Source organism: Kitasatospora sp. NPDC023176 (assembly GCF_055560495.1).
Genome location: NZ_JBVHIP010000040.1, coordinates 18,308 through 44,644, shown reverse-complemented (window position 1 = coordinate 44,644; position 26,337 = coordinate 18,308). Strand labels below are relative to the sequence as shown.

20 protein-coding genes and 1 pseudogene are annotated in these 26,337 nt (G+C 73.0%); 9 read left to right on the top strand and 12 right to left on the bottom strand.

The genetic code is table 11. From position 1 onward, the window contains the following. Positions 1 to 92: 92 nt before the first annotated feature. Positions 93 to 227, top strand: a pseudogene (locus tag ACZ3YL_RS35975) (pYEATS domain-containing protein); the annotation flags it as partial. 147 nt (positions 228 to 374) lie between these two features. On the opposite strand, the gene ACZ3YL_RS35970 reads toward ACZ3YL_RS35975, so the two are convergent. The 3 genes from ACZ3YL_RS35970 to ACZ3YL_RS35960 form a co-directional block, all read right to left on the bottom strand. After that, a complete protein-coding gene (locus tag ACZ3YL_RS35970) occupies positions 375 to 1,550 on the bottom strand; it encodes a ParB/RepB/Spo0J family partition protein (protein ID WP_465661645.1) in 1,176 nt (391 codons plus the stop codon). Then, complete coding sequence (locus ACZ3YL_RS35965; protein ID WP_223243388.1) at positions 1,550 to 2,209, bottom strand: ParA family protein; 660 nt, start codon at positions 2,207 to 2,209, stop codon at positions 1,550 to 1,552. Before ACZ3YL_RS35965 ends, ACZ3YL_RS35970 begins: the two co-directional genes overlap by 1 nt. Positions 2,210 to 2,757: 548 nt before the next feature. Next, positions 2,758 to 3,474 carry an SDR family NAD(P)-dependent oxidoreductase gene (locus tag ACZ3YL_RS35960; RefSeq protein ID WP_188309109.1) on the bottom strand — a complete coding sequence of 239 codons (717 nt, stop codon included), beginning with the start codon at positions 3,472 to 3,474 and terminating at the stop codon, positions 2,758 to 2,760. 217 nt (positions 3,475 to 3,691) lie between these two features. On the opposite strand from ACZ3YL_RS35960, the gene ACZ3YL_RS35955 reads away from it, so the two are divergent. After that, positions 3,692 to 4,684, top strand: a complete 993-nt coding sequence (locus ACZ3YL_RS35955; RefSeq protein ID WP_465661642.1) for an Lrp/AsnC family transcriptional regulator — start codon at positions 3,692 to 3,694, stop codon at positions 4,682 to 4,684. 362 nt (positions 4,685 to 5,046) lie between these two features. Here ACZ3YL_RS35955 and ACZ3YL_RS35950 read toward each other — a convergent pair whose 3' ends face one another. Beyond that, complete coding sequence (locus tag ACZ3YL_RS35950; protein WP_465661640.1) at positions 5,047 to 6,618, bottom strand: serine/threonine-protein kinase; 1,572 nt, start codon at positions 6,616 to 6,618, stop codon at positions 5,047 to 5,049. A gap of 491 nt (positions 6,619 to 7,109) precedes the next feature. Between ACZ3YL_RS35950 and ACZ3YL_RS35945 the strand changes: the two genes are divergently transcribed. The 6 genes from ACZ3YL_RS35945 (at position 7,110) to ACZ3YL_RS35920 (ending at position 15,680) form a co-directional block, all read left to right on the top strand. Next, positions 7,110 to 7,742 (top strand): MerR family transcriptional regulator, encoded by a 633-nt coding sequence (locus ACZ3YL_RS35945; protein ID WP_465661638.1) that lies wholly within the window; start codon positions 7,110 to 7,112, stop codon positions 7,740 to 7,742. Between the two features lie 7 nt (positions 7,743 to 7,749). Continuing rightward, positions 7,750 to 10,068: a hypothetical protein gene (locus ACZ3YL_RS35940; protein ID WP_465661636.1), complete on the top strand. Its 2,319-nt coding sequence runs from the start codon at positions 7,750 to 7,752 to the stop codon at positions 10,066 to 10,068. Next, a complete protein-coding gene (locus tag ACZ3YL_RS35935) occupies positions 10,065 to 10,772 on the top strand; it encodes a helix-turn-helix domain containing protein (RefSeq protein ID WP_188309104.1) in 708 nt (235 codons plus the stop codon). The genes ACZ3YL_RS35940 and ACZ3YL_RS35935 overlap by 4 nt, the downstream gene beginning before the upstream one ends. Positions 10,773 to 10,860: 88 nt before the next feature. After that, positions 10,861 to 11,421: a hypothetical protein gene (locus tag ACZ3YL_RS35930; protein ID WP_317621435.1), complete on the top strand. Its 561-nt coding sequence runs from the start codon at positions 10,861 to 10,863 to the stop codon at positions 11,419 to 11,421. A 154-nt stretch (positions 11,422 to 11,575) separates the two neighbouring features. After that, entirely contained in the window at positions 11,576 to 13,939 is a 2,364-nt protein-coding gene (locus ACZ3YL_RS35925; RefSeq protein ID WP_465661634.1) for a helicase associated domain-containing protein, read from the top strand. A 268-nt stretch (positions 13,940 to 14,207) separates the two neighbouring features. Further along, complete coding sequence (locus ACZ3YL_RS35920) at positions 14,208 to 15,680, top strand: hypothetical protein (RefSeq protein WP_465661632.1); 1,473 nt, start codon at positions 14,208 to 14,210, stop codon at positions 15,678 to 15,680. 278 nt (positions 15,681 to 15,958) lie between these two features. Here the strand turns inward: ACZ3YL_RS35920 and ACZ3YL_RS35915 are convergent, their stop codons facing one another. The 7 genes from ACZ3YL_RS35915 to ACZ3YL_RS35885 form a co-directional block, all read right to left on the bottom strand. Next, the gene (locus ACZ3YL_RS35915) at positions 15,959 to 16,567 is read right to left on the bottom strand and encodes an SRPBCC family protein (protein ID WP_465661630.1); all 609 of its coding nucleotides are present in this window, start codon (positions 16,565 to 16,567) and stop codon (positions 15,959 to 15,961) included. Between the two features lie 69 nt (positions 16,568 to 16,636). After that, positions 16,637 to 17,983: a carotenoid oxygenase family protein gene (locus ACZ3YL_RS35910; protein ID WP_465661628.1), complete on the bottom strand. Its 1,347-nt coding sequence runs from the start codon at positions 17,981 to 17,983 to the stop codon at positions 16,637 to 16,639. Positions 17,984 to 18,060: 77 nt separating this feature from the next. Further along, positions 18,061 to 18,501: an SRPBCC family protein gene (locus ACZ3YL_RS35905; protein WP_188309100.1), complete on the bottom strand. Its 441-nt coding sequence runs from the start codon at positions 18,499 to 18,501 to the stop codon at positions 18,061 to 18,063. 52 nt (positions 18,502 to 18,553) lie between these two features. Beyond that, positions 18,554 to 19,987: an MFS transporter gene (locus ACZ3YL_RS35900; protein WP_465661625.1), complete on the bottom strand. Its 1,434-nt coding sequence runs from the start codon at positions 19,985 to 19,987 to the stop codon at positions 18,554 to 18,556. A gap of 71 nt (positions 19,988 to 20,058) precedes the next feature. Beyond that, positions 20,059 to 20,514, bottom strand: a complete 456-nt coding sequence (locus tag ACZ3YL_RS35895; protein WP_188309098.1) for an SRPBCC family protein — start codon at positions 20,512 to 20,514, stop codon at positions 20,059 to 20,061. A gap of 256 nt (positions 20,515 to 20,770) precedes the next feature. After that, entirely contained in the window at positions 20,771 to 23,467 is a 2,697-nt protein-coding gene (locus ACZ3YL_RS35890) for an AAA family ATPase (protein WP_465661623.1), read from the bottom strand. Between the two features lie 154 nt (positions 23,468 to 23,621). After that, a complete protein-coding gene (locus ACZ3YL_RS35885) occupies positions 23,622 to 23,870 on the bottom strand; it encodes a hypothetical protein (RefSeq protein ID WP_317621433.1) in 249 nt (82 codons plus the stop codon). Between ACZ3YL_RS35885 and ACZ3YL_RS35880 the strand changes: the two genes are divergently transcribed. Then, complete coding sequence (locus tag ACZ3YL_RS35880; RefSeq protein WP_465661621.1) at positions 23,863 to 24,219, top strand: hypothetical protein; 357 nt, start codon at positions 23,863 to 23,865, stop codon at positions 24,217 to 24,219. The two genes, ACZ3YL_RS35885 and ACZ3YL_RS35880, sit on opposite strands and share 8 nt — an antisense overlap. Positions 24,220 to 24,284: 65 nt before the next feature. Here the strand turns inward: ACZ3YL_RS35880 and ACZ3YL_RS35875 are convergent, their stop codons facing one another. Further along, complete coding sequence (locus ACZ3YL_RS35875; RefSeq protein WP_465661619.1) at positions 24,285 to 25,949, bottom strand: IPT/TIG domain-containing protein; 1,665 nt, start codon at positions 25,947 to 25,949, stop codon at positions 24,285 to 24,287. Positions 25,950 to 26,337 lie beyond the last annotated feature (388 nt).

Here is a 26,337-nt window from a genome sequence, read left to right as displayed (position 1 = left end):
CACCGATCTGGACCATGAAGACCGCCAGTACCACCGCGTCCGACTCTTCCTCGAAGGGGGTGACGACCTCGATTGCGTGAAGGGTCGTCTATCACCTCCATCCGACGTTCGCGGAGCCAGACGTCACCGTGACGGACCCGGAGACCGGGTTTGAGTTGGCGATCTCCGTGTGGGGGACCTTCACGGTCACAGCCGACGTCCGTCTACGAGGCCAAGCGGCACCGACGACCCTTCAGCGAATTCTCTACTCTTTACCACCGACCGGCAGGACTTCGCTTGCCCGGTCGCGGCGCTCCAGCCGCCAACGGGCCACGGGCAGAAAGCCGGGTGCCCCTTCCCGCCTGATCAGACGGGAAGGGGCACCCGAGGGAGTGTCAGCTGCTGGTCGTCAGCAGGCGGTTCGCCAGGGCATCGGCGAGGCGGTAGGCCTCGTCGGCCGAGAGGGTGCGGCAGATGGCGTCTGCCAGTTCCTCGACGTTGTGCCAGTCGACGCGGTCCAGGCCCGAGTCCGGGGCAGCCGTCGCCGGCTGTTCGTCCGACGGGGCCACGGCCCGCTGCTCCGGCATCGGGAGGGGCTCGGAATTTTCCGCGGAAAATCCGTCGGCGCCCGGAGCCGGCTCGGGGCTCGGCAGCGGAGTGGGGGAAGCGGGCTCCGGCCGGTTGGCAGCGGGAGTCGGCCTGACCACCTCGGCGACCGGCCGAGCGGCGGGCGCGGCGGGCTCCGGGGCCGGGGGCTGCTGCACCGCAGGCTGCTGAACCGCAGGCTGCGGAGCCGGCGCGGCAGCGGGAGCCTTGGCAGCCGCCTTGGCCTCCAGCTTCGCCGCGCGCCTGGCCGTCACCGCATCGGCGTCGGCCTGGAGCAGCTGCTCCAGCTCCGTCGTCTGCTCGGCCAGGGACATCTCCTCGATGCCCTTCACCGAACCCAGGCGACGGGCGACGTTGATGGAGACGCCCTCCTCGCCGCGCGCCTTGGCCCGCACCTGGCGCTGCAGCTCGGGGTGGAGCTTCAGCAGGTTCTTGCGGTGCGAGATCCAGCTCTGGGACCAGCCCTCCGCCTCGGCGGCCTCCTTGGCGGTCGGGTACTGCGCCACGATGAGCAGGACCGCGTTGGCCTCCTCGATCGGGTCGAAGTCCTTGCGCGCCATGTTCTCGTCGAGCGCCGCCCGCAGCAGGGTCGCCTTGGACTCCGCCACCGAGTCGTCGACGACGACCAGCAGTTGCTCGCGCCCGTACAGCTGCGCGGCCGCCCGACGGCGGTTGCCGTTGACGATGACCACGTCCTCCGGGCCCGCGCCCAGCACCTGCCGGTCCTCCGGCCACAGCCGGAGGTAGGCGGCCGGGGTGACGGCGAGGCAGCTCTGGAGCTGGCGGTCCTTGATGCTCGCCAGGTCGGAGAGGTCGCCCAGCTCGTCACGCGGGTTGCGCGGGTTGGGGAGGCAGCTGGCGGTGGGGATCCACCGGGCCGGGGAGTCGTTGGCGCTGTCCACGCCCGGGGCGTCGACGACCGCGTCGGCGGCCATCGAGGCGAAGGAGACGCGACGGCCTGCCATCAGCGACCCCCGTAACCGAGCTCGAGGGACAGCCGGAAGAAGTCCTCGCGGGCGCGGTAGGCGGTGCCGCTCTCCTTGTACTGGGTGACGACCGTACCCTCGGCCACCGCCCGGGAGTGGATCTTGTACCGGCGCAGGACGGTCTTGGCGTGCGGCCATCCCCGTGCGGCGATGTACGCCTCGGTGTCCTCGAGGTCGGCCCGGCCGTCGCGCGGGTCCCAGTTGTTGACGACGACCCGGTACGGGATTCCCATCGGCTCGATGACCTTCTGGATGGTCCGCGCCGTGGGGTCGAAGCACAGCGGCTCGGTGATCATCGGGACCAGGACGTCGTCCGCGATCTCCAGAGCCCGGCGCAGGATCTCCTCATCGGCCAGAGTGCCCGGCGTGTCGATGAAGATGTGCTCGTACTCGTCCTTCGTACCGAGGACGTCGAACGTGCACGCCGCCAGGTTGACCGTGGTGGTGGTCTTGCCGACGCCGCCCTTCTGGTTGGCGATCACGTGGATCTTCGCGCCGGTCTTCTTGAGGTGGACCAGCTGCTCTGCGTGGTCGTGCGCCGCCATGAAATCGAAGGGCAGATTGTCGCCCACCCGCTCGGCCCAGACGACCGCGGACCCCTGGGGGTCGGTGGACACGACAAGCACAGATGGCTTCATGATGTTCCGTTCTCTCCGTGGGCTTCCCGGGCGGCGTTCGCCCGGTACTGCGGACGCCCGCCGCTCAAAGCCGTGGGCGGCGGACTGGGACAGCATTCCAGACGATCGGCTCGGAGCTTGACGCGACCCGCGTGTGTTGGCACACAATGCCGGACGTGCTGGGCAGCCTTTCCTGAATTGGCGGACTGTTCGCAAGCGGACGTGGTGGTGACCGAGGCACTTGACCGCACTGCCTCGGAGCGACTGCCCCTTCCCGATCCGAGGACGCCACGGCCCCCGGGACTCGGACGGCCGAGCGCGCAGCACTGCCGGACGGGTCGTCGGCGTCGGCCCGGCTCTGCCGACCCCGTGTGGTTGCAGCCGGTCTCGTGGCTTCCTGCGGGGTCGCCTTCAGCTGGTCGACCGCGCCGTTCCCGGAGCCGGCCGGCAGAGCACGCGCCCAGGTTGGCGCAGGCGCGGCGGTGCCGTCGTGGAGTCAGGCGAGCGGGCCACCTCCGGACGTGCGGTGGCCCTGCCGCGGTCTGCCGTCCACCACCGGATCGCGGGGGCTACCAGGGGACGGTCCGGCCGAAGCGGTCCAGGTACGCCAGGCCGGGCGTGCCCAGCCGGGAGAGCAGGACGTCCACCAGCAGGGGGACGGTCTCCTCGATGGTGAACGGCGCGTCCGGACCACCCAGGGCGGTGCGGATCCAGCCCGGCGCCATGAGGACGAAGGCGCGCTGCGTCCCACCGTGCCGGGCCGCGAGGCTCCGGAACAGCATGTTCAGGGCCGCTTTGCTCGCGCGGTAGACCTCGCGGCCTCCGGTCGTGTTGTTCGTGATGCTGCCCTGTCCGGAGGACATCGCCCCGATGAGTCCCGCCGGGGACACCAGGTCCTCCAGGGCTTCGATGACGCGCAGGGGGCTGAGCGCATTGGTGACCATCACGTCGACGAAGTCGGTCGTCGCCACTGCGCCGATGGGCGTCCGCTCGTTGTTGGTGGTGCCCGCGTTGACGAAGAGCACGTCGAGCCGGCGGTGCGCGAGGCGTTCGTGCAGCAGGGGCAGGTGGGCGGGGTCGTTGATGTCGAGTCGCTCGATCGTCACCCGCCCGTCGGCGTGGTCCGCGAGTTCGTGCAGCGGCGTTCGGGCGGTGGTGTCGCGGACGGTGCCGACGACGTGCCAGCCCCGATGGAGGAACTCCGCCGCCATCGCGTGGCCGAGGCCGCGCGAGGCCCCGACGACGAGAGCGGTCGGCGGGTGTTGTTCGGTGCCACTCATGGACATCCGGTCATCTCCGTTCTTCGGGCGTTGGATTCCGGTCGGGCCCCGTCGAGGCCCGGGACCGGCGCAGGGAGGTGAGCGCTGCCGCGACCCCTCGACCCGTGCGCCCCAAGTGTTCCGTCCGCGCGGCGGCGCAGGCGAGCGAAGAGCCCTCGTTCGTACGATTGCCGACATGACAAGGGCGCTCATGACGGAATCCGCTGCACTGCAGCCTGACGACGTGCGAATCATCCGGGCGTTGCAGATCGCTCCGCGGGCGTCGTTCGCCGCGATCGCGACCGCCCTCGGTCTGACCGAGGGCGCCGTCAACCGTCGGTACCGCCGCCTGCGCGCCGACGGTGTCGTCCGAGTGGCCGGTGTGGTCAACCCGGGCGCCCTGGGGCAGAGCAGGTGGCTGGTGCGACTGCGCTGCCGCCCCGGCAGTGTCGCGGCGATCGCCGACGCGCTCGCCAAGCGGGACGACGTCAACTGGGTGTCCCTGGGCGCGGCGGGCTGCGAGATCACCTGCGCGACGCAGTCCCGGACGCGGGAGCAGCGCGAGGACCTCCTGGGGCGGCGGCTGCCCCGCACGGCCGCGGTGATCGACATCAACGCCTTCGCCATGCTCCGCCAGTTCCTCGGCGGCCGCGGCCACTACTGGTCCGCCCTGGAGGGCACGCTGTCCCCGCAGGAGGAAGCGGCGCTGGGGAGCGGCGAACCCCCCTTCACCGAGGCGCCGGTCGTCACCCGCGAGCCACTGCGCCTCACCCCCGAGGACGGGCGGATGCTCGACGCGCTCGGCGCGGACGGCCGCGCCAGTCTCGTCGATCTCGCCACCGCCGCCGGCCTCACACCGGGACGCGTCGCGCGACGCCTCGACACGCTGCTCCAGCAGCGGGTGGTCCACCTCGACGTCGAGATCGCCGCAGCGGCCCTGGGCTACCACACTCGCGCGAACCTCTGGCTGCGCGTGCACCCGTCGGCGGTGAAGAGCGCGGGCCGCGCGCTCGCGCAGGAACCCGGGATCGCCTTCGCCGCAGCCGTCTCCGGGCCCTGGAACCTGCACGCCGTGGCACACTGCCGGGACCTCGACGAACTGTTCGAGTTCACCTCGGACCGCATCGGGTCCCTGGCCGGACTGCAGAGCATGGAGGTCTCACCCGTGCTGAGGCTCGTCAAGCAGGCCGGCACCCGGCTCGTCGACGACCGCCTGGTCGAGCCGTCCGGCGGCTAGTTGCTCTGACCGGATCATCGGTGCCGCCGATGCCCGGCGAAGCGGGCGTGCGCCGGTAGGGGAGGAAGCCGTGACCGCGCGCGCCGCAGACTCGCCGGTCCGGACACGTTCTTCGTCGTCGCCCCGAGCACCGGAGCGGAACTGATCGGCCTCGCCGCCGGGATGAGCGGCCGCCGGGACGGCGGCACATGCCCCCACACGGACAACGTCCGTGCCCGGCGTCGCTACGAAGCCCCCGGCTTCGCTCTCACCGGTCAGACCGGTGGGTCCGACGACGGTGAGAGCATCGTCCACTCCCAGTGGATTCCCCGGCGGTTCCCCTGGCACCCGGGCATACGGACGTACTCGTCGGGAAGCGAGCGTCAGCTGAACGCCAGTGAGTTGTTGGCGTTCTCGTAGACGGTGTAGTCGGCTTTCTGGCCGTCGGGCTGTTCCTTGCCGTAGCCGCGGATGGTGACGGTGAGGTGGAGGACGTGGCCGTCGTGGACCATGTACTGCTCGATGGCCTTGTCGATGGGGTTCTGGGCGATGCAGGGGTAGGGCTCGTCGGCCTTGGTCGAGTAGTCGTATTCGATGACCGAGGCGTTGACGGCGCCGTGGTGGAGCATCGACTGGGGGGCGTGGATGGGTGTGATGAAGAAGGGGTCCGGGATGTCGTTGCAGTTCGGCGGCTTGCCCTGGCTGGTCTTCATGGTGTCGAGCCGCTTCTGTGCGTACGTCCGGGGGTCCTGGGTGTTCTTGCCCTCGTCGCGCAGGTCGATCTGGATGCGTCCGTCGGGGCTGGCCCAGGCGGCGTCGTCGCTGCCGATGGATGCCGTGTAGTCCTGGGGAACCGCGACGGCGAAGCCCAACGACTCCACCTGTTGCGCCTTGTAGCCGGCGGGGATGTTCGAGGGGCTCGGCGTGCCGGCCGGCCACAGTGCCCAGGTGGTGGCTGCGGCGATGACGGCCAGGCCCACGAGGGCAGCGGTCGCCGTGCGCCGTTTCGTGCCGCCGACGGCCGCGGTGGCGGCGCGCAGCCGCAAGGTCAGCGCGGCCGGGAGAACGGCCGTCGGGGCAGGCGTGTCGAGCGCGGTCGGCACGGGCTGAGTGGTCGCTGTCGCCGCCGCGAGCTGGAGCTGGGCCTGCGCGGCGGTCGGCCGGCGGGCGGGGTCGCGCTCCAGCAGCGACATGATCGGCACGGTCAGCACACCTGCGCGGCGCGGTTCGGGCACGGGGTCGGTGAGGATCGCGGCGAGGGTGCTCTGCGGGTGCTGCCTGCGGTAGGGGTGGAAGCCTTCGACCGCCTCGTACAGGAGCACGCCGAGGGCCCACAGGTCGGCGGGCGGCCCGGGACGCTGGCCGGCGGCGCGTTCGGGGGAGAGGTAGGGGACGGAGCCGATCACGACGCCCGTCTGGGTCAGGTCGGTGCCGCCGTCGATCTGGGCGATCCCGAAGTCGGTGAGGATCGTCTCGCCCGTGCGGGTGCGCATGATGTTGGCCGGCTTGATGTCCCGGTGCACCACGCCGGCCGTGTGGACCGCGGCCAGCGCGGCGGCGATCTCGCGGCCGATCCCGGCCGCCTCGCGGACGCTGAGCGTGCCGGCGGCCAGGACCGCCTCCAGGCTCTCGCCCTCGATCAGTTCCATCACCAGCCAGGGCCGGCCCTCGACGGTCTCGATGTCGTGCACCCGGACGATGTTCGGGTGCCGCAGGGCGGCTGCGGCCTGCGCCTCGCGTTCCATCCGCCGGAAGCGCTCGTCGCGTTCCCGCTCATCGACGCCGTCGGGGAGCACGGGTTCCTTGAGCGCCACCTGGCGGCGCAGCCGCTCGTCGGTGGCCCGCCACACCGTGCCCATACCGCCACGCCCGAGGCGTTCGTGCAGCCGGTAGCGGCCGCTGATGAGCAGTCCCCTCGTGGCGGAGCCGTCCGCCGTTCCCCCTGAATCGGTCATGCCGCATATCTTGGCGCAGCCCGCACGCCCGGCCAATTCCCGGCAGACTCCAGGCGACGGGGGCGGCCCTCTCCTCCAGCGCGCTCCAAGGCTCCCCCCACGAATGGTCGGTCTGGAGCGGGGGCTGGGAGCTTGTTCCTCACCGTCTTGCCCGGTGACGCGGGCGCGGTGGTGATGAAGGCGCCCTGTCCGTCCCGGGCTGCTGCGGGGCGGGCCCGGCCCTTGGCGACGGTGCCGAGCGCGTAGGTGCCGACCAGGGCCGCACCGGGGATCACCACGGCCTTCTGCTGTCGAGGACTCATCTTCTTCATCTCCCTCCGGTGTTGGTTGCCGACCACCATCTCACCAGGCACTGACAAACCGGGGCGGACCGACCACCGGGCATGCTTGTACGATTTACTAAAAAGGCGTGGACGGTGTCGGGTGGGAGACGTAGAGTTGCCCTAGCGTTTTGAGTGAGATGGATAAGCGTGGAGGTTGTGGGTGTGTTCGTGACGACGGGTCAAGCCGGGACGGCCCTGGGGTGCTCGATCCCGACGGTGAAGAAGCTGATGGCCACCGGCGTGATCCCGGGCGTGCGCGACGTCGGTCGGCAGGTGTTCCCGCTGGCCGCGCTCCAGCAGTTGCAGGCCTGCCCGGCCGCCGACCTGACCGCGCTCGGCACGCCCGAGGTCGCGGTGCTGCGCTCGGACGCCCCCGCGCGGGTCGAGGAGGCGGACCGGGAGTGGATCGGCTTCGGCACCGTGCTGGACGAGGCGCAGCTGCTGGCCGCGCTGTCCGGCTGGTGGCGGTGCGATCCGGCCCGGGTCGCGGCCGGCGCCGTGCTGCCGGTGACGGTGGCCGGGTTCGTCGTCGCGGTGCTGACCGGCCTGGCCGAGTGGGAGGGCGACGGCACCGTGGGCACCGCGGGGCGCTACCGCTTCCCGAAGGCGCGCCTGGCCGGCTACCTGACCGACCTCACCGCCCCCGCCAACGCCGCCACCCCGTCCGACCCCGAGGACGTCCGCCTCGCGGGCCTGCTGCTCGGCACCCGCCTGCCGTCGGTCTCCGGCGGCCCGATCGCCTACGTCCCCACCACGGCCACCGCTGACCGGCCCGCCACCGTCGTCGCCGAGGGGGAGTGACCCGCTGATGGACCGCAAGACGTACACCGCCGAGCTCGCCGGTCTGCGCGAGCTGCGTACCGAGATCACGGCCGCCGAGAAGCAGGTCGCGGCCGCGCAGAAGGAGCTGGACAAGCTCACCGCCCAGCGTGCGCGCCGGGTCGCCGGCCTCGCGGGGTACGAGGGCGCGAAGGCCGACGCCGTCGCGAAGGCCTCGGGCCTGTCGGTCGGTGACGTCGTGCGGATCGCTCCGCTGCTGGACCCGACCCCGGCCGTCGTCCGCGCGGCCAAGACCGCCGACCAGGCCGCGCCGGGGCCCGCCGAGGCGCCGAAGGTCGAGCCTGTCACCGAGCCCACCAGCGCGTTCGCTCCGGCGCTGAACCGCCCCGCCGCCGGACTGGAGCAGCCGACCCCGGCCCCGGCCGTCGAGGCGCCGACCGTCGAGGCGCCGGCCGAGGTCGAGGGCCAGGTCATCGTCGAGCAGCCGGCTCCGGCCGCTCCCGTAGCCGAGATGCCGAGTGAGGACGGGGACCAGGTCGTCGCCGGGCAGCCCGCCCGCACCACCATGGGCGCATCCGTTGCTCCGTTCGCGGAGTCCACTACTTCGGTCGCTCCGGTCGCTGCCACGCCGCGTCCGGTGGTCGAGGTCGGCCCGCGCGAGCTGCCCACCCTCCCCGAGGGCCCGGCGGGCGCCCGATTCGAGGCCGTGACCACCGGCCTGGTCTCCAAGCGCCCGAACTTCGTCCAGCAGGCCCGCAGCACGGTGTTCCTGGACGCCGCGACCGGCGACCTCGCGGTACGCGACCAGACCGTGCGGCTCGACCTCGGCGCCCGCACCCCGGGCGAGATCCTGGACGCCGTCCTGCACGCCGCGCCCGGGACGGAGCGGATCTACGTCACCGCCGGCGCCCCCTGGCACGACGGAGCCGAGCGGTACTCCACGCTCAAGGACGCGGTCGCCGCCTGGCTGAACACGCCGTCCGAGCGCTGGACCACCGCGGTCGGCTCCGGCCGGGACAAGCTCGCCGGCCACTTCGTCCACCAGCGCCAGCCGGTCGGCCGCTACGCCCCCGCCGCCGCGCCGGACGGCGGCAGCACCGAGATCCGTTCGATGGGGGAGTGGTTCGACCCCGACGGCGCCGACGTCGTCACCTGCCGCCAGGCGTTCACGCTGCTGTGGCAGGCGCTGCGCCGGCACTGGGACGACGCGGTCCTGATGGGCTCGCCGTCGCAGACCGGCCGGGACCTGTGGTCGCGCACCGTCCCCACCAGCGGCAAATGGGCCGGCGGCTACCCGGTGCTGTCCGAGGAGCTGCGCGGCCTGCTGCACGCGACCGGCGGTCAGGGCCGTACCGAGCTGGTCCTGCCGCCGCGCGTTCCGGAGCAGCTCCCGGCGCTGGTGGAGTACGACCGCACCTTCGCCTACGCGAAGCACCTGTGGAAGTCCCCGGTCGGCACCCCGCGCCGGATCACCGCGGCCGCGTTCGCCGCGATGACCGAGCAGGAGCAGACGAAGGCGCTGATGTCCTGCTCGCACTGGAACGTGCGGGTGACCGTCCCGGCCGGCTGGAACCACGTCGGCCTGCTTCCGGCCCCCGTCACCGGGGACCGCGCCTGGGTCTACCCGTCCGAGCCCGGGGCCGTGTTCACCACCTGGGCGGGCGGCGCGGAGATCCATCTCGCGCTGTCGAACCACATCGCACCGTGGCGGATCGAGATCCTCGGCGGCCTGCTGTGGGAGGACGGCAAGCCGCTGGACGAGTGGGGCAAGCGCCTCAAGGCCGCCTGGGCAGACCTGACGAACCTCTCGAAGGTGCACGGCGACGAGCGCCAGCGCCAGGCGGCCTACCTCGCCTCCCGCGCCGTCCGCAGCGTGCTGCTGTTCGGCCTGGGCGGCTTCGCCCAGCGCCCGCGCCTGGTCTCCGGCACCACCCCGCTCGGCGAAGCCCTTCCGGCCGGGGTGGAGATCCTCGGCCAGGACGGCGAGGTCGTCACGTGGCAGCGGCAGGCCGGCTTCTCCCGCGACCCGTACGCCCACCCGGAGTGGGCGGCCTACGTGTGGTCGGGGGCCCGCGCTGCGCTGCTGGACATGAGGTACCGGCAGGGCAAGGAGGTCATCGGCCACGCCGGGGCGCTGCACGCGAAGCCCGGCACGGTCGTGTACTTCGGCACCGACGGTATCGCGCTGACCGAGCGCCAGCCCTGGCCGTACCGGGGCGAGCCGGGCGACTACCTCCTCAAGGGCCATCTCACCGGCCCCATCGACCACCCGGCCAGCCAGGAGCAGTACCTCAAGCTGCGCGCCCAGGGCCGCGCCGAACTCGCGCAGATGGGAGCTGACCAGTGAGTCCGGCCGACCCGAACAACCCGAACGAAGCCGCCCGCCTGACGCAGGAGCTGATCGACCAGGGCTACACCAAGCGCCAGGTCGCCAGGATGCTCGGCCGCGACGCCTCGCTCGTCTCGCAGTTCTTCACCAAGGGCAAGGGCGCGGCGTTCGTGAACGCGCTGCGTCAGGTCGTGCGGGCGGTGCGCGGCGGCGAGCGCGACACCGAGGCGCTGTCCGGCATCGCCGAGGCGAACACCACCCGCCGGACCACGAAGACCGGGCAGAAGGCGCGGGTACGTGGGAAGGACGTCGTCGGCGAGGCGGGCGGCAGCATGGCCGGCCGGGCCGGCAAGCAGGCCATCCGCTCCGGCGCGAGCCACCTCGCGCCCGTGGTCCACGAGACCGGCCAGGCGGGCGGCCGCCTGGCCTTCACCGTCCGGATGAAGGCCGACCAGTACGTCTACAGTGCGGGCTCGGAGAAGGACTCCGGCGGTATCCGCCGCGGCTTCATCCCCCGCTCCGACGGCACGGAGGAGCGCACCTACGGCTCCGCCTCCACGGGCGGGTTCGACGCGGCGGAGTGGTCCCAGCGGGTCGCTGACCACCACGGTGACGTCACCGAGGCGATGCGGGCCTGGCTGGTGGAGACCGGCCGCGCGGTGGAGGACGCCGACATCGCCTACCTGGAGGTCCGCGGCTGGATCCCCGAGGACCAGCAGTAGCTCCGGTCGGCCCGTGACTGAGCGCTTCAGTTGGCCGGTGAGCGGTTGAACCGGCCGGTTGAGCAAAGACCCGCAGAAAGGATGGCGTGTGAAGACGCTGGTGGAACAGAACGTCGTGGAGGAACTCCAGACCGGGGGAGAGGAGGCGGTCCGCCTGTACGTCGCGGCCTGCGCCGAGCGGATGGCTCCGCTGTTCATCGGTCTGCGGACGGGTGAGACGGGCCGGGAAGCCGACGTGGAGCTCTACACGGAGTCCGTGGCCGGCCTCTGGCGGACCGACCGACCGCTGTCCGACGCCGCCGAGCGGGCACGCCTGCTGGACCGGTTCTCCGAGCTGCAGCCCACCGAGGACGGCATCACCGACGTCGTCGGCACCTCCACGTTCTTCGCCTGCCTGGTCCTGCGCCACGCCCTGCTGGCCAACGGCACCGGGAGCGCCGACCACGCGGTGTCATGCGGTCAGGCGGCGCTCACCGCGATCGGCATGCTGGACCGGAACACCGCGGGTGCCGCGTTCACGGCCGAGGAACGGCGACTTCAGAAGCTCTCGGTGTCCGGCGACGCCGCGGGGGTGTGGGACACAAGCGTGAGAGCCGGGCGGGAGCGCCTTCGCGCGGTGGTGAGCCGCATCGTGACAGAAGCCCGCTGAAACGGCCGCTCGACCGGCCGACTGAAGTGCTCAGTCACAGGGCGGCCTCTCCCCATCCATGACCTGGCCCCGGGGAGAGGCCGCCCGCCCCGACCCTCCCACAGCCCCGCCAGCCCCGCGCCGTCGTCTCAGCATCCGAAGGAGTAGCGCAGCCTTGGAGACCACCACCGCCAGCGCCGAGCAGGACGTGCCGGCCGGGCTGCGCGCCCAGGCCGTACCGCCGCTCCCGGCGCAGCCGTCCGGCACCACCGCGGTGAACCCGCTGCCGCTGCACTGGTTCCAGAAGGACGCGGTGGCGGCGGCGGTGCGGGAGGTGAAGGACGGCGGCCGGGCCACCGTGGTCGCGGCGACCGGATCCGGGAAGACGCTGATCGCGGCCGGTTGCGTGCGGCGTCTGGCCGCTCGGGGCCGGGTGCTGGTGCTGGTGCCGACGATCGAGCTGCTGGAGCAGACCGCCGAGGCGTGGTCGCTGCGGGGCGGTCGCCGGGGCCTGGCGGTGGCGGCGTGCTCGCGGGAGGAGGCGTTGGAGAGCGCGGAGGCCGGCGGGCGCGTCCACGCCCAGGTGACCACGCAGGCCCCGCGGATCGCGGACCTGGTCGCCACCGAGAAGGCCGGCGAGCCGGTCACCGTGTACGCCACCTACGCCTCGCTGGAGCGGATCGTCCAGGCCCACCGCGACTTCGGCCTGCCGGCCTGGGACCTGGTGGTCATCGACGAGGCCCACCGCACGGCCGGTTCGGAGGGCAAGGCCTGGGCCGCGGTTCACGACGACGCCCAGGTCCCGGCGAAGCGCCGGCTGTACTTCACCGCCACCCCACGGATCGCCGACGACCGGCGCGCGAAGGACGGCCTGGCCGACCTCGCCGACACCGGCAGCGACGGCGCGGAGAAGCTGCCCGCGCTCTGCTCCATGGACGACGAGACCGTCTACGGCAAGACCTGCTTCACCTGGACGCTCGGCCAGGGCATCGAGCACGGCTACCTCGCCGACTACCGGGTGCTCGTGCCGGTGGTCACGGACGAGGACCTGCGCGAGCTCCTCAACCTCCCCGCCGTCGCCGACCTGCGCTCCCAGCGCACCAACGAGGAACTCCTGCGCCTGGCCCTGCAGATCGCGGTGCTGCGCGCGGTCGCCGACCTCGACCTGCGCCGGGTCATCACGTTCCACTCGCGGGTGTCGGCGGCGCGGGAGTTCGCTAGCACCCTGCTCGACGCCTCCCAGCTGCTGGAGGACGCGGAGCGCCCGGAGCGGATCTGGGCGAAGGCGGTGGCCGGCACCGACCGCCTCAAGGACCGCCGGGCCGCCTTCGCCGAGTTCAAGGCCCACACGGGTGAGGACGGCGAGGAGTGCGGCATCCTCAGTAACTCCCGGCTCCTGACGGAGGGCATCGACGTGGCCGCCGTCGACGCGATCTGCTTCGCGGACCCCAAGAGCTCGGTCATCGACATCGTCCAGGCCGTCGGCCGGGCACTGCGCCAGTCCCACCGCCAGGGCAAGGTCTCCTGGGTCATCATCCCGGTCTACCTGCCGACGCCGGAGGTCGGCGACGACACGGCGGCCGCGGACCCGGCCGAGGTCCACGACGCCGGCGAGGCGGTGAAGGCCGAGGCCGACGCCGAGATCGAGGCCGGCTCCTTCCGCACGATCTGGCGGGTCCTGCGCGCCCTCGCGGCCCATGACGCCCGGGTGGTCGGCCGGATCACCGAGCTGCGCGCCGGCCGCTCCCAGGGCACCGCGCACACCACCGCGACCACGCCGGCCGAGGGCGAGGCCGCTTCGGTCGGGGCGGGCGAGCAGCAGCCGGCCCCGGTCGAGTCGCCGATCGAGTGGCTCAAGATCGACGCCCGCCGGCACGCCGCGAAGATCCTCCAGACCGTCAAGCTGCGGGCGTTCAACCCGCGCGCGGTCGAGTGGCAGCGCATGCACGCCGTCGCGGCGGTCTTCCACCTCCAACACGGCCACCTCGACCCCACCGACAAGACCAAGCACGCCGAGCTGATCTCCTGGCTCACCCGCCAGCGCCACCTCCACGGCCAGCACCTGCTCGACCCCGCGCGGATCTCCGAGCTGGACGCGCTCGGCATGATCTGGTCCAAGCACGCCAACGCCTGGGAACGCGGCCACGCCTACGCCGCCGCCTTCCACCACCAGCACGGCCACCTCGCCATCCCCGCCACCGCGAAGCTCGACGACTACGCGGTGGGTGCCTGGATGCGCCGCCAGCGCAAGGCCGACAACCTCACCAAGGACCAGGTCGCCAAGCTGGACGCGCTGGACGAGCTGTGGCGCCTGGAGCCGGACTGGAACCGCTCCTACCGCCGCCTGCTCGCCTACCTCGCCGCCGGCGGCACCCTCGACGGCCCGGCCAACCGCACCGGCGGCGAGGCCGACCCGGCGTTCCGGCCCGGCGCATGGCTGCGCAAGCAGGCGGGGGCCCGCGCCGAGGGCAAGCTGACCGACCACCAGACTGCGCTCCTGGACGCCCTCCACCGGCACACCGAGACCGTCGCCGGCTGACGGCGCCGACCCGTGGCTGTGCGGTCCGGGCTGGGACGACGTCTGCCACCCGCCTTGCGGGGTCAGCCGTCCTGTTGCCAGGGGGGCGCGGCCGTTGGGAGCACGTAGGGGTTGTGGTGGACCCCCCGCAGCCCGCCGTGGTCTCTGTCGCCGGAGGGGTCGCGTCGGTGCCTCCGCTCGCGCCTTGCCGGTGGCGCTTCGGTCGCCCTGGCCGGCACCGGGTAGCGTGGCCTCTCGATGATCTCGGGGGGCCGTGTTGATCGTGTTCGTGGGTGGGATTTTCATCGGGCTGCTTCTGGCGGCCGGTACGGGCGTGGGCTACCTGCTCGGCCTGCGTCGGGTCGGCCTGCCGCCGGCACCGGCGCAGGCGGCGGGCCCGCCTGCGGACGCACTGCCCGGGGCCGTCCGCGCCGGTGCACCGTCCGCCGCTCTTCCGACCGTTCAACCGGATGCCGCCCTGCCCGCCGTCAAGTCGTCCGCCGCCCCGACCCCGCGTGCGCGGCGTGCGGCCCGGGGGCTCGGGGAGGACGACCTGCTGGCGGTCGAGGCCCTGCGGCTGGACCTGGGCGCCGCCGTGGCCGCCCGCACCGCCGATGCCGACCCCGCCGAACGCACTGCCCAGCGCCGGGCCGAGGCGGCGCTGGCGTCCGCGGAGCGGATCAGGGACGGCGCGGGAGAGGCCGAGTCGTTGAGTTCGGTGCTGGGCCAGGGCCGTACCGCCCTGGAGGAGATGCTGTCCAGCCGTGCCGAGCGGCGCGAGGCTGCCGCGATGATCGCGGAACTGCGCGAGCGGCTGGAACTGCTGCCGCCGCAGGACTGCGCCCCGCAGGAGAGCGCGGACCCGGACGGCCCGGCACCGGACGGCCCGGCACCGGACGGCCCGGCACCGGACGGTGCGGACCCGGCCGCCGAGGCCGCAGAGGCGCTGCGCGACCGCCGCGCCGCCGAGGCCGCGCTGGAGCGGGCCGAACAGGCGGCCCGCGGCCTGGAGGCGGACCGCTCCAAGCGCGTGCTCGGCGCGGTCGGCAGCGGACGAGTGGCGGTCCTGCGCCTGGAGGCGCGGCTTGCCGGCCGGCGGGTCCCGCTGGAGCTGGTCTCGCCCGAGGAACTGGCGAAGGCCGAGTGGGAGCTGCGGGCGGGCGTGACCCCGGACCCGTACTGGTTCGAGGGCGCCGGGCCGGTCGAGGTCCCGATCGACCGCCCGGAGCCGGGCAGGGTGGCACTGCTCGACATCTCGTGCGAGAGCGAGGACCGCTACCTCCACCTTCACCTGCTCACCCGGACCCGGGGCACCACCGCCGAGGCGCCCTTCCACGAGGGCACCGACCCCTACCGCGGCCGGGTCCTGGTGCCGGCCGAGCGGACGCACGTCAGGATCAGGACCCAGCCCGAGGCGCGCTGGTCGATGCGGCTGCGGCCGCTCTCCGACGCTCGCGCGCTGACCGGCGCGCTGACCGGCAGCGGGCCGGAGGTGCTGCGCTTGCCGTCCGAGGGAGACCTACGCCTGTCCGTCCACCTTCGCCAGCCGGGTGAGAACGGCAGCGTGCAGCTGGTCTCCGCGCAGGAGTTGGCGAACGGAGTCCCCGTCGACACGTACGGGAACTTCGGGCGGACGGTCGCCTTCAACATGGGCACCTTTCGGCGCACCGAGGAGATCACCGGGCCGGGCCTGCTGGTGGTGGACACCCCCGGCACCTGGGAGTTGGAGCTCGATCCGGTGGTGCCCAGGAAGAAGCGCTGACGCCCCGTCCGTTCGGCCCCGGGCGGTTCGGCGAGCGGGACGACCCCGTCGTCGACGTGGTCAAGCCCGCTGCGGGCGATGACCCGGGTCCCCGACGGGCAGGCTTGCCCAGTACCCGTCGGCCCACACCGCGCGGGCTGGTCCTGCGCCTGCGGGTGCCCTTCGGCAGCCCGTGGTGTGGCGAGTCCGGCCGCGGCCCGAGAGGCGGGGCCGGCGCCGGCAGCGCCTCGGCCCGGACCGGGCGGCTGCCGGTCCGGGCCGAGGAAGGGGCCGGCGGGTTAGCGGAGGGCCTGTGCCTCGGCTTCATGCTTGAGGTTGGCGACCCAATGGTGGAGGGAGTTGTCGAGGGCTGCCTGGAGCACTGCTTGGTTGGCCGTGACCGGCTCGCCGGTCCAGGACTCCTCGGTGTGGACGAGGACGCCGTCGCGGGTGGGGGTGAAGGTCCAGACGTGGACGGCGGTGATGCCTTGGGCGGGACCGCCCCAGACGAGGCGCCTGCCGGGGACGACCTGCTTGACGGTGGAGGTGATGTCGAGGCCTTCGGTGCTCCAGCGGAACACCGAGCCGGGGCGCAGACGGCCGGGGGTTTCCTTGGTCATGCTCTCGACGTTCGGCTGCCAGGCGGGCCAGTTCCCGACGTCGGTCTGGATGTTCCAGATGGTGCGCAACGGGGCGTGGACGAGGATCTCGGTGCGGGTGATGACGGGGGCGTGCTGGTCTATCTGCACGTCGCCCGGGTGCTTCGCACTCGCCTCGGCCGTCGCGGTGGGGCGGTCCGTGGTGAGAGCGGAGGCGGAGGTGGAGGTGGTCAGCAGGAGTGCCCCGATGACGGCCCCGGTGACGGCCCCGGTGAGGGCTGCGGTTCTGGCTGTGGTGAGCGTGCGCAAGTCTGTGCTCTTTCGTGGGAGGTGTGGGTCTGCTGGGCGTCCCCGGGGCGGTGGCCGTCCCGGTGTTCGTCACAGGGGGCCGTCGGGGATCCAGGAGCCGTGGATGCCGGCGGTCACCCGTCGCGGGAGGTGGACGGTGGCGATCCGGTCGAGGCCGGCGGCGTCCAGGACGAGCAGCTGGGAGGCGTCCTGCTTGAGGTCGGAGACCACGGTCAGGAGGTAGCCGTCGTCCTCCCGGGTGCCGCCGGCCGCGGGCACGAACACCGCCTCGCTGGGCAGCCGGGCGTCGCCGACCTGGCGGACGCGCCGCGCCCCGGTGCTGCGGTCGTACTTGACGACGCCGTAGCCGCCGAAGCCGTCCTGATCGGGGAAGGAGATCGCGTACTGGTAGCGGTTCTCCAGGCCGAGGTAGTCCTCGTTGAGCGTGGGGAACTCGATGGGCAGGTCGTCGATCACGAGCTCCTGCACCCGGCCGGCGGCCAGGTCGACGATCCACCGGCGGTTGTAGGAGCGGGCGTTGGGCTCGCTGCCGCGGCCGGGGGCGCCGACCCACCAGTTCCACGACAGTTGGAAGCCCTCGCGGTCCACGGTCGGGCCCTCCAGGACGATGCGGCCGTCGGCGTCCTCGTAGGCGTTGGCGACGTGCAGCATGTTTCCCGGCTCGATCGGGAACCAGCGGACGGCGGCGGCGCCCTGCGGCCCGCGCGGCATGACGCCGATCCGGGCGGGTTGTGCGTCCTGCCAGGAGTACGGGATGCCGGAGTGCTCGGCGGGGTCGAAGGTGACGGTGCCCTCGACGAAGACCACGTGGTTGCGGGTGACGGCGAAGTCGTGCTTGAGGGAGGCGGTGGCGCCGGGGATCTCGGCGCTGTGGGTGACGTTGCCGTCCGCGTCGGCGCGGTAGTACGTCAGGAACGGCGGGAAGGGCGAGGAGCCGAAGAAGTGCAGCTCGCCGGTGAGCGGGTCGCTCTTGGGGTGCGCGGTCATCGCGCTGCGCAGCTTGCCGTCGAAGTCGAACGGGCCGACCGTCTCCAGGTCCCTGGTGAGTTCGAAGGGGAAGTTGGCCTCGCACAGGGCGAGCAGTCGGCCGCCGTGCTCGATCACGTGGGTGCCGGCGGTGGAGGCGGTCAGGTCCGGGCCGTTCTCGGTCAGGTACGGGGCGCCGTCCAGCGCGGGGGTGCGCACCCAGCGGTTGCGGTACCACTCGGCGCGGCCCTCGCGCAGCCGGACGCCGTGCACCATGCCGCTGCCCTTGAACCAGTGGGTGGGGGTGACGCCGGGCTTCGGGTTGTGGCTGTTGCGGACCAGGCGACCGGTCAGTTCGGGCGGCAGGGCGCCCTCGACGGTCAGCTCGGTGGCGGTCAGCTCGTCGGCGACCGGGGTGTAGTGGCCGGTCAGGAAGGGCTTGTCGGTCATGGTCGGTTCCTCGGGGCCTCGGTGCGGTGGTGTGGGGAGCGGGCCGGGCGGCGGAGCGACCGGCGCGTGGCGGTGCGTCAGGCGCGCCGTTCGGCGCGGTTCTTCAGGCAGGCGAGCCAGTTCTCCAGGGAGGTGCGCAGGGCGGTGCCGAGCTGGTCGGCGTCGGCCTCCACGGGGGCGCCGCTCCAGGACTCCTCGGTGCTCACGAGCACCCGGTCGCCGGTGCGCTCGAAGGTCCACACGTGGACGCCGTCGATGCCGTGCGCGGGGCCGCCCCAGACGATCCGGGCGCCGGGTACCAGCTCGTGGATGGTGGAGGTGATGTCCAGCCCGTGGGTGCGCCAGGTGAACGTGGTGCCCTCGGCGAGCGGGCCGTCCAGGCGGGCTTGGTCGATGTCGGTGTTCCACACCGGCCAGTCGCCGATGCCGGTGTGCAGGGCCCACACCCGGTCCAGCGGGGCGTCGATCTCGGTGGACAGGCGGACGATGACGGGCGCGGCCTCGTCGATGGTGGTCATGGCGGTGTTCCTTTCGGTCGGTGTGCCGGGGGATTGGTGGTGGATCGGGTGGTCAGCGCCGGCCGGGGACGACGCTGCGGGGAGCGGGGTCCGGGGTGGTGGCGGCGGTGCGCCGGGTCAGGCGGGCCGCGAGCAGGGCGGTGGCGGCCAGGACGGCGGCGGAGGCGGCGAAGGCGGTGCGGTAGCCGGAGGTCAGTGCCTCCAGGTGGGGCCGGTGGTCGGTGGCGTGCGCGGTGACGGTTTCTGCGACGGTCGCGAGGACGGCGAGCCCGACGGCGCCGCCCACCTGGCGGGTGGTGTTGACCAGCCCGCCCGCCAGGCCCGCGTCCGTCCCGGCGACGCCCTCCACGGACAGGGCGGTCAGCTGCACGAACGCGATGCTCAGTCCGATTCCGACGAGGACACCGGGGCCGAGGACGTCGGTCAGGAAGCCGCCGTGGGCGCTGATGCGGGAGAGCCACAGCATCCCGGCCGCCTCGGTCAGCAGGGCCCCGACCACCACGGCCCGGTGGCCGACCCGCCGGGCGAGGGCGGGGGCGAGTGCGGCACCGGCCATGTTGGCGCCCGCGAGGGGGAGTTGGCCGAGCCCGGTGGTCAGCGGGTCTTCGCCGAGGACCTGCTGCTGGTAGAGCGGAAGGAAGTAGAACAGGGCGATCCACGTCGAGCCGAACAGGGCCATCAGGAGGTTCCCGGCCGCCACGTTCCCGCCGGCGAACAGGCGCGGGGGAACCAGCGGGGCCGGGACGCCGCGCTCGATCCGGAGGAAGAGCAGCGCGAGTGCGGCGGCGGCGGCGAATGCGGCGAGGACCCGGGTGTCGGTCCAGCCGACCCGGCGGGCCGTGGTCAGGCCCCACACCAGGGCGGTCAGGGCCAGGGCGCTGGCAGCGGTTCCGGCGAGGTCGAAGCCGGCCCTGTCCGCGGGGGCGGCGGACGGGACGAGTATGACCGTCGCCACCAGGACCGCGACCGTACCGATTGCCACGGCGTGGAAGATCCAGGGCCAGCCCCACGCCTGGGTGAGGAGCCCCCCGAGGACCACTCCCGCCGCACCCCCCGCACCGGAGACCGCGCCCCAGAGCGCGAGTGCCCTGTTCCGGCCGGGGCCCGGCGGACGGAGGCCCATGGCCAGGGCGAGGGCGGCGGGGGCGATCGCCGCCGCGCCTGCGCCCTGGGCGGCACGGGCGGCGATGAGGACACCGGGCGAGGAGGCCAGCGCGGCGGTGGCGGAGGCGGCCCCGAACGTGCCCAGACCGACGAGCAGCACCCGGCGCCGGCCCAGCAGGTCGGCGGCGCGCCCGCCGGCCAGCAGCAGCGCGCCGAAGGCCAGGCCGTAGGCGTTGACCACCCAGGTGGTGGCGGTGTCGGAAAGGCCGACGCCGTCACGGATCTGCGGCAGCGCGACGTTGACGATGGAGGTGGCGAGCATGACGGTGAACTGGCCGGCGGCCAGTACCGCGAGGACGGCGCCGGGAGGCGGTTTGCGCATGCGAAGTCCTGACGAGCCGGTGGAGGACGGGGAAGGCGGCGGCGTTCCGCGCCGGGCGGGTGCGGCGCCCTTCAGCGCGGGGCGCGTTCGGCGGCGGACTTCAGGTGGAGGAGCCACTGGAGCAGGGACTGGTCGAGCGCATGCCCGATGCCTGCGGGGTCGGCTCGTACGGGCACGCCGTCCCAGGACTCCTCCGTGGCGACGATGGTCGCTCCCGCCCGAGGCGTGAGCGTCCACTGATGGATGGCGGTGATGCCCTGGGACGGGCCGCCCCACAGGATCAGGCGGGGTGCCTCGAGCGCGTACACCGTGGAGGTGATGTCCAGCCCGGCGGTCCGCCAGTGGAACACCGCGCCCGGCGTCAACGGGGTCAGCGCCCGGGCCTCGGTGATGTCCGGCTGCCAGGACGGCCAGTCGGGAACGGAGGTCAGCAGGTCCCAGACAGCGGTGGCCGAGGCACTGATCGGCAGTTCACGACGGGCGACGACCGGAGCGGCCCGGTCGATCCCCGAGGGCGTGTTCTTCATGGGGTCGAGTCTCGTCCGACCGGCCCCGCCCCTTCATCGGCGAAAGTCACCTAGGCGACTGCCTAATCCCCGCGTAGACGGCTACCGAGACCGGGTCGTCCGGGGCCCCGCGGGTCGTGCGGAGCCCGGCGGGTCGTGCGCCGAGGCACCGCGGAACAGTCCGCGCCACGGGCGCCGGAGGGCGTCCCCCCTGGGCGGGTACCGGGGGACCGGTCCCCCTCCTGCCCCCACGCACATGGTCGGTCGGACGGGCGCGCTACGTCGCCTGGCCGAGGACGGCGGCGAGCTGGCGGCGGGAGGTGATGTCGAGCTTCTTGAAGACGCTCCGCAGGTGGGCGTCGATGGTCCGGGGGCTGAGGAAGAGGCGGTCGGCCACCTCGCGGGAGGTCGCACCGGTCGCCACCAGCCTGGCGATGTTCAACTCCTGACCGGTCAGCAGCTCCATCACCCCGAGCGCGGCGGACCTGGCCTGTTCACCGGCGGCGACCAACTCGGCTCTGGCCCGTTCGGCGAACCCCTCCGCCCCCATCGCGGTGAACAGCTCGTGGGCCGCGCGCAGAACGTCGCGCGCCTCCCGTCGACGGCCGTCCCGGCGCAGCCACGCCCCTTGGTGGAGCAGGGCCCGGCCGTGCCACAGCCGCAGGTCGGCGGCGTCCAGCCGTGCCACTGCCTCGGCGTGGAGCGGCCCGGGGTCGTCGGACAGCAGAGCGGCGAGGTGGGCGCGCACGCCGAGCGCCCAGTCGGTGCCGGCGGCGCGGGCGTGGTCCGACAGCCGTGCGAACGCCTCGCGGGCCGCGTCGTCCTCGCCGCAGCGCAGTGCCGCTTCGACCAGTTCGGGCAGTGCGAGGCTGGAGACCCCGACGTCACCGTCCGTCAGGGCAAGCCGGGCCGATGCCAGCGCCGCGCGGTGGTCGGTGGTTCCGTTGGCGTAGAGGGCCGCCGCCGCGTGGGCGGTCGCGGTCAGCATGCCCTTGTGCCGCGCGTGGGACTCGGCCAGGACCCGGGCGATCAGCGGTTCCGCCTCGGCGGCTCCGCCGCGCAGCGCGGCGGCGAACAGGCGGCCGTACCAGTGACGCGGGACTCCTGTCACCTCGGCTATCGCGTCGGCCTCGCTGTTCAGGGCGGAAGCGGAGAGCAGGTCACCGCGTTGGACGGCAGCCATGGCCTGCATCCAGAGCCCGACCGGGAGCGTCATCAGCGTTCCGCCGGCCCGTGCGGCGGCAACGGCGCGGGTGGCGATCCTGTCCTCCAGGGCGACGTCCCACAGTTCGATGGCCAGCAGGGCTGCGAGGGACAAGCGCCCGGTCCAGAACGGATCGGTGACGTTCGACAGCAGTTCCAGCAGCCTCGGGACCGCTGCCAGGTCGTCGTCGAGGTAGGCGACGAGCGCGTCCAGCAGTTCGTCGGCCGTGGTGCGCTCCCCCGCCGTGACAGGGGCCCGCCGGGCTGCTTCGAGTGCGTCGCGTGCGGCTGCGGAGGCGCGGCCCACGACAAGCCCCGCCTGCAGGGCGTCCAGCAGGTGGAGCCGGGCCCGGTCGGGATCGAGACCGGCGGCCTTGATGAGATGGCCGACCGCGTCGGCCGCGCCGTCCCGGAAGAATGCCGCCCGGCCGCGCAGGAGTTCGGCCTCTACCCGGCCGGCGCCGTCGATCGCGCCGTTTTCGGCCGCTTCGACCAGCGTGATCGCGGTCTCGAAGGAGCCGGCCTCCAGCGCGGCTCGGGCCGCGGCGAGGCTTCGGCCGGCCCGTAGGCGCGGATCGTCCGTGAGGGCCGCTGCCTGTTCCAGGAAGGCGGCCTCGGCTGCGGCACCGCCCCTGCTCCGGGCGCGCTGCGCGCAGCGCAGCAGGTCGGCCGCGACGTCCTCGTCAGGACGGGGGGCAGCCTGTGCCCGGTGCCATGAACGTCGGTCGGGCGCCGTCAGCGGATCGGTGACATCGGCGAGTGCCGCGTGGACGCGGCGGCGCTCGGCCGGTGACGCGGACGTGTACACCGCCGAGCGCACCAGGGGGTGCCGGAACCGGGACTGCCCGCCCAACGCGATCAGGTCCGTGGCTTCGGCCTCGGTTCCGGCCTCCGGCGGCACGTCCAGCACGTCGGCGGCCCGCCACAACAGGCCCGGATCCCCGGTCGGCTCCGCGGCCGCGACGAGGAGCAGCGTGCGTGCGCCCTCGGAGAGTCGGGAGATCCGCTCCTGGTAGCTACGCTCGATGCGGCTGGCTGGCGAGACCGGAGCGGGCAGGCCGAACCCTCCGGCCAGACCGGCGGGGCCGAGCCGGCGCGGCAGTTCCAGCAGGGCGAGCGGATTTCCGCGTGCCTCCGCGAGGATCCGCTCGCGGACCCGCTCGTCCAACGGGCCCAGGAGGCTGGTGGACAGCAGGGCCCGGGCCGCCTGGTCAGGCAACCTGGACAGCGTCAGCGACGTCAGCCCTTCGAGTTCCGCGACGGTGTGCGGCTCACGGACTCCGAAGACGATCGCCACCGACTCGTCCGCGATCCGCCGGGCCACGAACGCCAATACCTGCGCCGACGCCCGGTCCAGCCACTGCGCGTCGTCCACGACGCACAGCACCGGCGCCTCGGCGGCGGCGTCGGCCAGCAGGTCGAGCAAGCCGAGGCCGACGGTGAAGCGGCTCGGTGTGCCACCGTCCCGCAGCCCCATGGCCACAGCCAGGTCCTCCCGGTGCGCGCAGGGCAGCCGCTCGATGCGGTCGTGCAACGAGCGGGTGAGCTGGTGCACCGCCGCGTAGGCGAACTCCGCTTCGAACTCGGCCCCGTTCACCCACAGCAACCGCACGCCCGCCAGCCCTTCGGTGGCATGGCGCAGCAAGGTGGTCTTCCCGATACCGGCCTCGCCGCGAACGACTGCCGCCCCACCCTGCCCCGCTCGCGCGGTGGCGAACAGCTCAGCGAGAGCGACGCGTTCGGTGGGCGGAAAGTACTGAGAGCCGGTCACGGGAGCCACTCCGGAATCATGACATGCGCCCTGAGCTGGACGGATACCGGGACCGAAAGCTGTCCCGAGCCCTTCGTACCCGGGAATGCGACCGGATGGGCGCTCCGACCCCGACCGCGACACCCGACCTCCAGCACGCGCTGCGCGCCGAAGGTCACCGGTGCCAGGGCCGGGCCGGGCCGGTGGCGTTGGCCAAGCGGCAGCAGGCGGTGGCGACCTGGCGCGCGATGCCTGGGGCGGTTCCTGGCGGGCCGGCACGCGGCACGACCACGACGGGGACGGCTGGCGCGAGTACGACGACGCCGTACCGGGCATCGCCACCACCCTGGAGCTGCTGGCCGAGTACGGCCTGCTCGGGCCGGTCCGGTGGCGCTACGACCGCGCGCCACTTCGAGGTGTGCACGCTGGCCTACCTGGTCCAGGAGCTGCGGACCGGGGATGTGGCGGTGATCGGTTCGGAGTCGTACGCCAACCTGCACGACCAGTTGTTGTCCTGGGCCGAGTGCGAGCCGCTGGTCGCCGGGTACTGCGAGCAGGCCGGGCTGCCCGCCACCGCGCAGGGGTTCACCGCGGCGCTGAGGCGGAAGCGGACCGAGGTGGCGGCGAAAGTTCAACGAGCTGCTGGCGAACTGCCTGTCGAGGAAGTCGGCGACGGGGCGGGACCGCCGGTGGGCGGCGAGTTGTCCGCGCCGGTCTGCCAGCCCCTCCGCAGTTCGGTGCGGAGGGGCTGGTGTGCCGGCCATCTCGTGTGACGGGGACTTGTTGGCGTCTTTGAGCGGCTTCGATGTGTTTCCGCACGCCTTGGGTGGTTCGGCTGTTACACCGTGGGAGCGGGGATGTAGGAGAAGGCGCCGGGCAGGGTGGTGGTGCCTCCCGCGGTGGTGACCGTCAGGTCCGCGGCGCCGGGGGCGCCGGGTGGCGTGGTGATCGTGACGGTGGTGTCGGAGACCACGGAGAAAGGCACGGGCGTCCCGGCCAGCGTGACCTGATCGGTCGTGGCCAGAGCGGTGCCGGTCACGGTCGCCGCCGTGCCGCCTGACACCGGGCCCTCGTTCGGGCTGACCGCGGTGAGGGTCGGGGCGGCGGTGTAGGTGTAGGTGAGGACGTCGGCCGTTCCTCCCGCGGTGGTGACGGTGACGGGCACGGTGCCGGCCGCGCCCGCGGGTGCGGTGACGGTGAGCTGGGTTTCGGAGGTGCTGGTCGGGCGGACCGTGGTGGTGCCGAAGGTGACCCCGGTCGCGGTGGTGAGGCCGTACCCGGTGATGGTGACGGTGGCGCCGCCTGACACCGGGCCCTCGTTCGGGCTGACCGCGGTGAGGGTGGGCGGGCCGATGTAGTAGAAGGGCGCCGTGTCGCTGGTGCCGCCGGGGGTGGTGACGGTCACGTCGACCACGCCGGTGCCGGGCGGGCTGATCACGGTGATCTGGTTCGGTGTGTCCCCGGTGATCGTGGCCAGTTTGGATCCGAAGTGGACAGCGGTGGCGCCTGCCAGGTTGACGCCGTTGATGGTGACGACCGTGCCGCCGGTGGTGGGTCCCTGGTCGGGCGCCACGCCAAGGAATTCGATCACGCTGACCGTGCCGGCGCCGTTGTTGGTCACATAGGTGGCCTGCCCGTTCGGGGTGATCGCCGCACGGGAGGGCTGGGTGCCGACGGTGTAGGTGGCGGTCACGGTGTTGGTGGCGGTGCTGATCACGCTGACCGAGTTGGACCCGAAGTTGACCACCCAGATCTGCGTGCCGTCGGGGCTCCTGACCGCCCCGGCCGGGCTTGTGCCGACCGGGATCGGGGCGCCGGTGACCGTGTTGGTGGCGGTGTCGATGACGCTGACCGTGCCGCTCCCGTTGTTGGCCACGTAGACCCGCGTGCCGTCCGGTGTCACCGCCACCCCGATGGGGCCGGCCCCGACGGGAACGGTTGCCGTCACGGTGTTGGTGGCGGTGCTGATCACGCTCACCGCGGCGCCGCCTTGGTCCGACACGTACACCCGTGTACCGTCCGGCGTCACCGCCACGCCATTGGGTGCGGCACCGACCGGGATGGTGGCGGTGACCGTGTTGGTGGCGGTGTCGATGACGCTGACCGTGCCGCCCCCGTTGTTGGCCACGTACACCCGCGTACCGTCCGGTGTCACCGCCAGCTCGAACGGGCTGCTGCCCACAGCAATGGCCGGACCCGTCAGGGCGTTGGTGGCGATGTCGACCACGCTCACGGATCCGGCGCTCGCGTTGGACACGTACGCCCGAGTCCCCGACGGTGTGATCGCCACGCCCACCGGGCCGCTGAACCCGGAGATAGTGGCCACGGTGGCCAGAGCGGCGGTGTCGATCACACTGACCGTGCCGCCCCCGTTGTCAGCCACATAGGCGAAGCGCCCGCTCGGCGTGAAGGCTATACCAATGGGCCCGGCCCCCACTGTCACGGTGGGATCCTCGGCCGCCCACGACAGCATCGGACGGGTCGGCGCGTGCAGCACTCGCATCAGCGTCTCCTTTCGGTCGCGCGGGCTCCCCGCACCGTCCCACCGACGGGACGGTGCCAACCCGGCCCGGGCGACACTCGACAGGCCGCTGAACTGCCATGGCCTGCCTCATCCCGCCACCGGCACGGGATGGGCAGCCCACCAGGTAGTCGCGTCAAGTCAGCCACACACAGTCAAGCCGCCACCACCATAAGCACCATCGTCCACCCGAACGGCCGAGCGCGCCGGTCCATGCCGCCTGCCCCACCGCACGAAGGACGCCCAACGGCTCGGCGGGCGCGGGGCCTTCGGCGCTGTCGCCCGCTGGGCGCTGTTCGGATTTCGTAAGCACCGGGGTGCTCCTCCCAGGGCTCCGGGAGCGCTTCGATGGACGTGTGGAATCCAAGCC

Bases quoted from the DNA above. Each gene is read 5' to 3' on its own strand.
- ACZ3YL_RS35970 (WP_465661645.1), bottom strand. From the start codon at position 1,550: ATGGCAGGCCGTCGCGTCTCCTTCGCCTCGATGGCCGCCGACGCGGTC.
- ACZ3YL_RS35940 (WP_465661636.1), top strand. From the start codon at position 7,750: ATGGACCGCAAGACGTACACCGCCGAGCTCGCCGGTCTGCGCGAGCTG.
- ACZ3YL_RS35910 (WP_465661628.1), bottom strand. From the start codon at position 17,983: ATGACCGACAAGCCCTTCCTGACCGGCCACTACACCCCGGTCGCCGAC.
- ACZ3YL_RS35960 (WP_188309109.1), bottom strand. From the start codon at position 3,474: ATGTCCATGAGTGGCACCGAACAACACCCGCCGACCGCTCTCGTCGTC.
- ACZ3YL_RS35900 (WP_465661625.1), bottom strand. From the start codon at position 19,987: ATGCGCAAACCGCCTCCCGGCGCCGTCCTCGCGGTACTGGCCGCCGGC.
- ACZ3YL_RS35965 (WP_223243388.1), bottom strand. From the start codon at position 2,209: ATGAAGCCATCTGTGCTTGTCGTGTCCACCGACCCCCAGGGGTCCGCG.
- ACZ3YL_RS35905 (WP_188309100.1), bottom strand. From the start codon at position 18,501: ATGACCACCATCGACGAGGCCGCGCCCGTCATCGTCCGCCTGTCCACC.
- ACZ3YL_RS35875 (WP_465661619.1), bottom strand. From the start codon at position 25,949: ATGCGAGTGCTGCACGCGCCGACCCGTCCGATGCTGTCGTGGGCGGCC.
- ACZ3YL_RS35895 (WP_188309098.1), bottom strand. From the start codon at position 20,514: ATGAAGAACACGCCCTCGGGGATCGACCGGGCCGCTCCGGTCGTCGCC.
- ACZ3YL_RS35950 (WP_465661640.1), bottom strand. From the start codon at position 6,618: ATGACCGATTCAGGGGGAACGGCGGACGGCTCCGCCACGAGGGGACTG.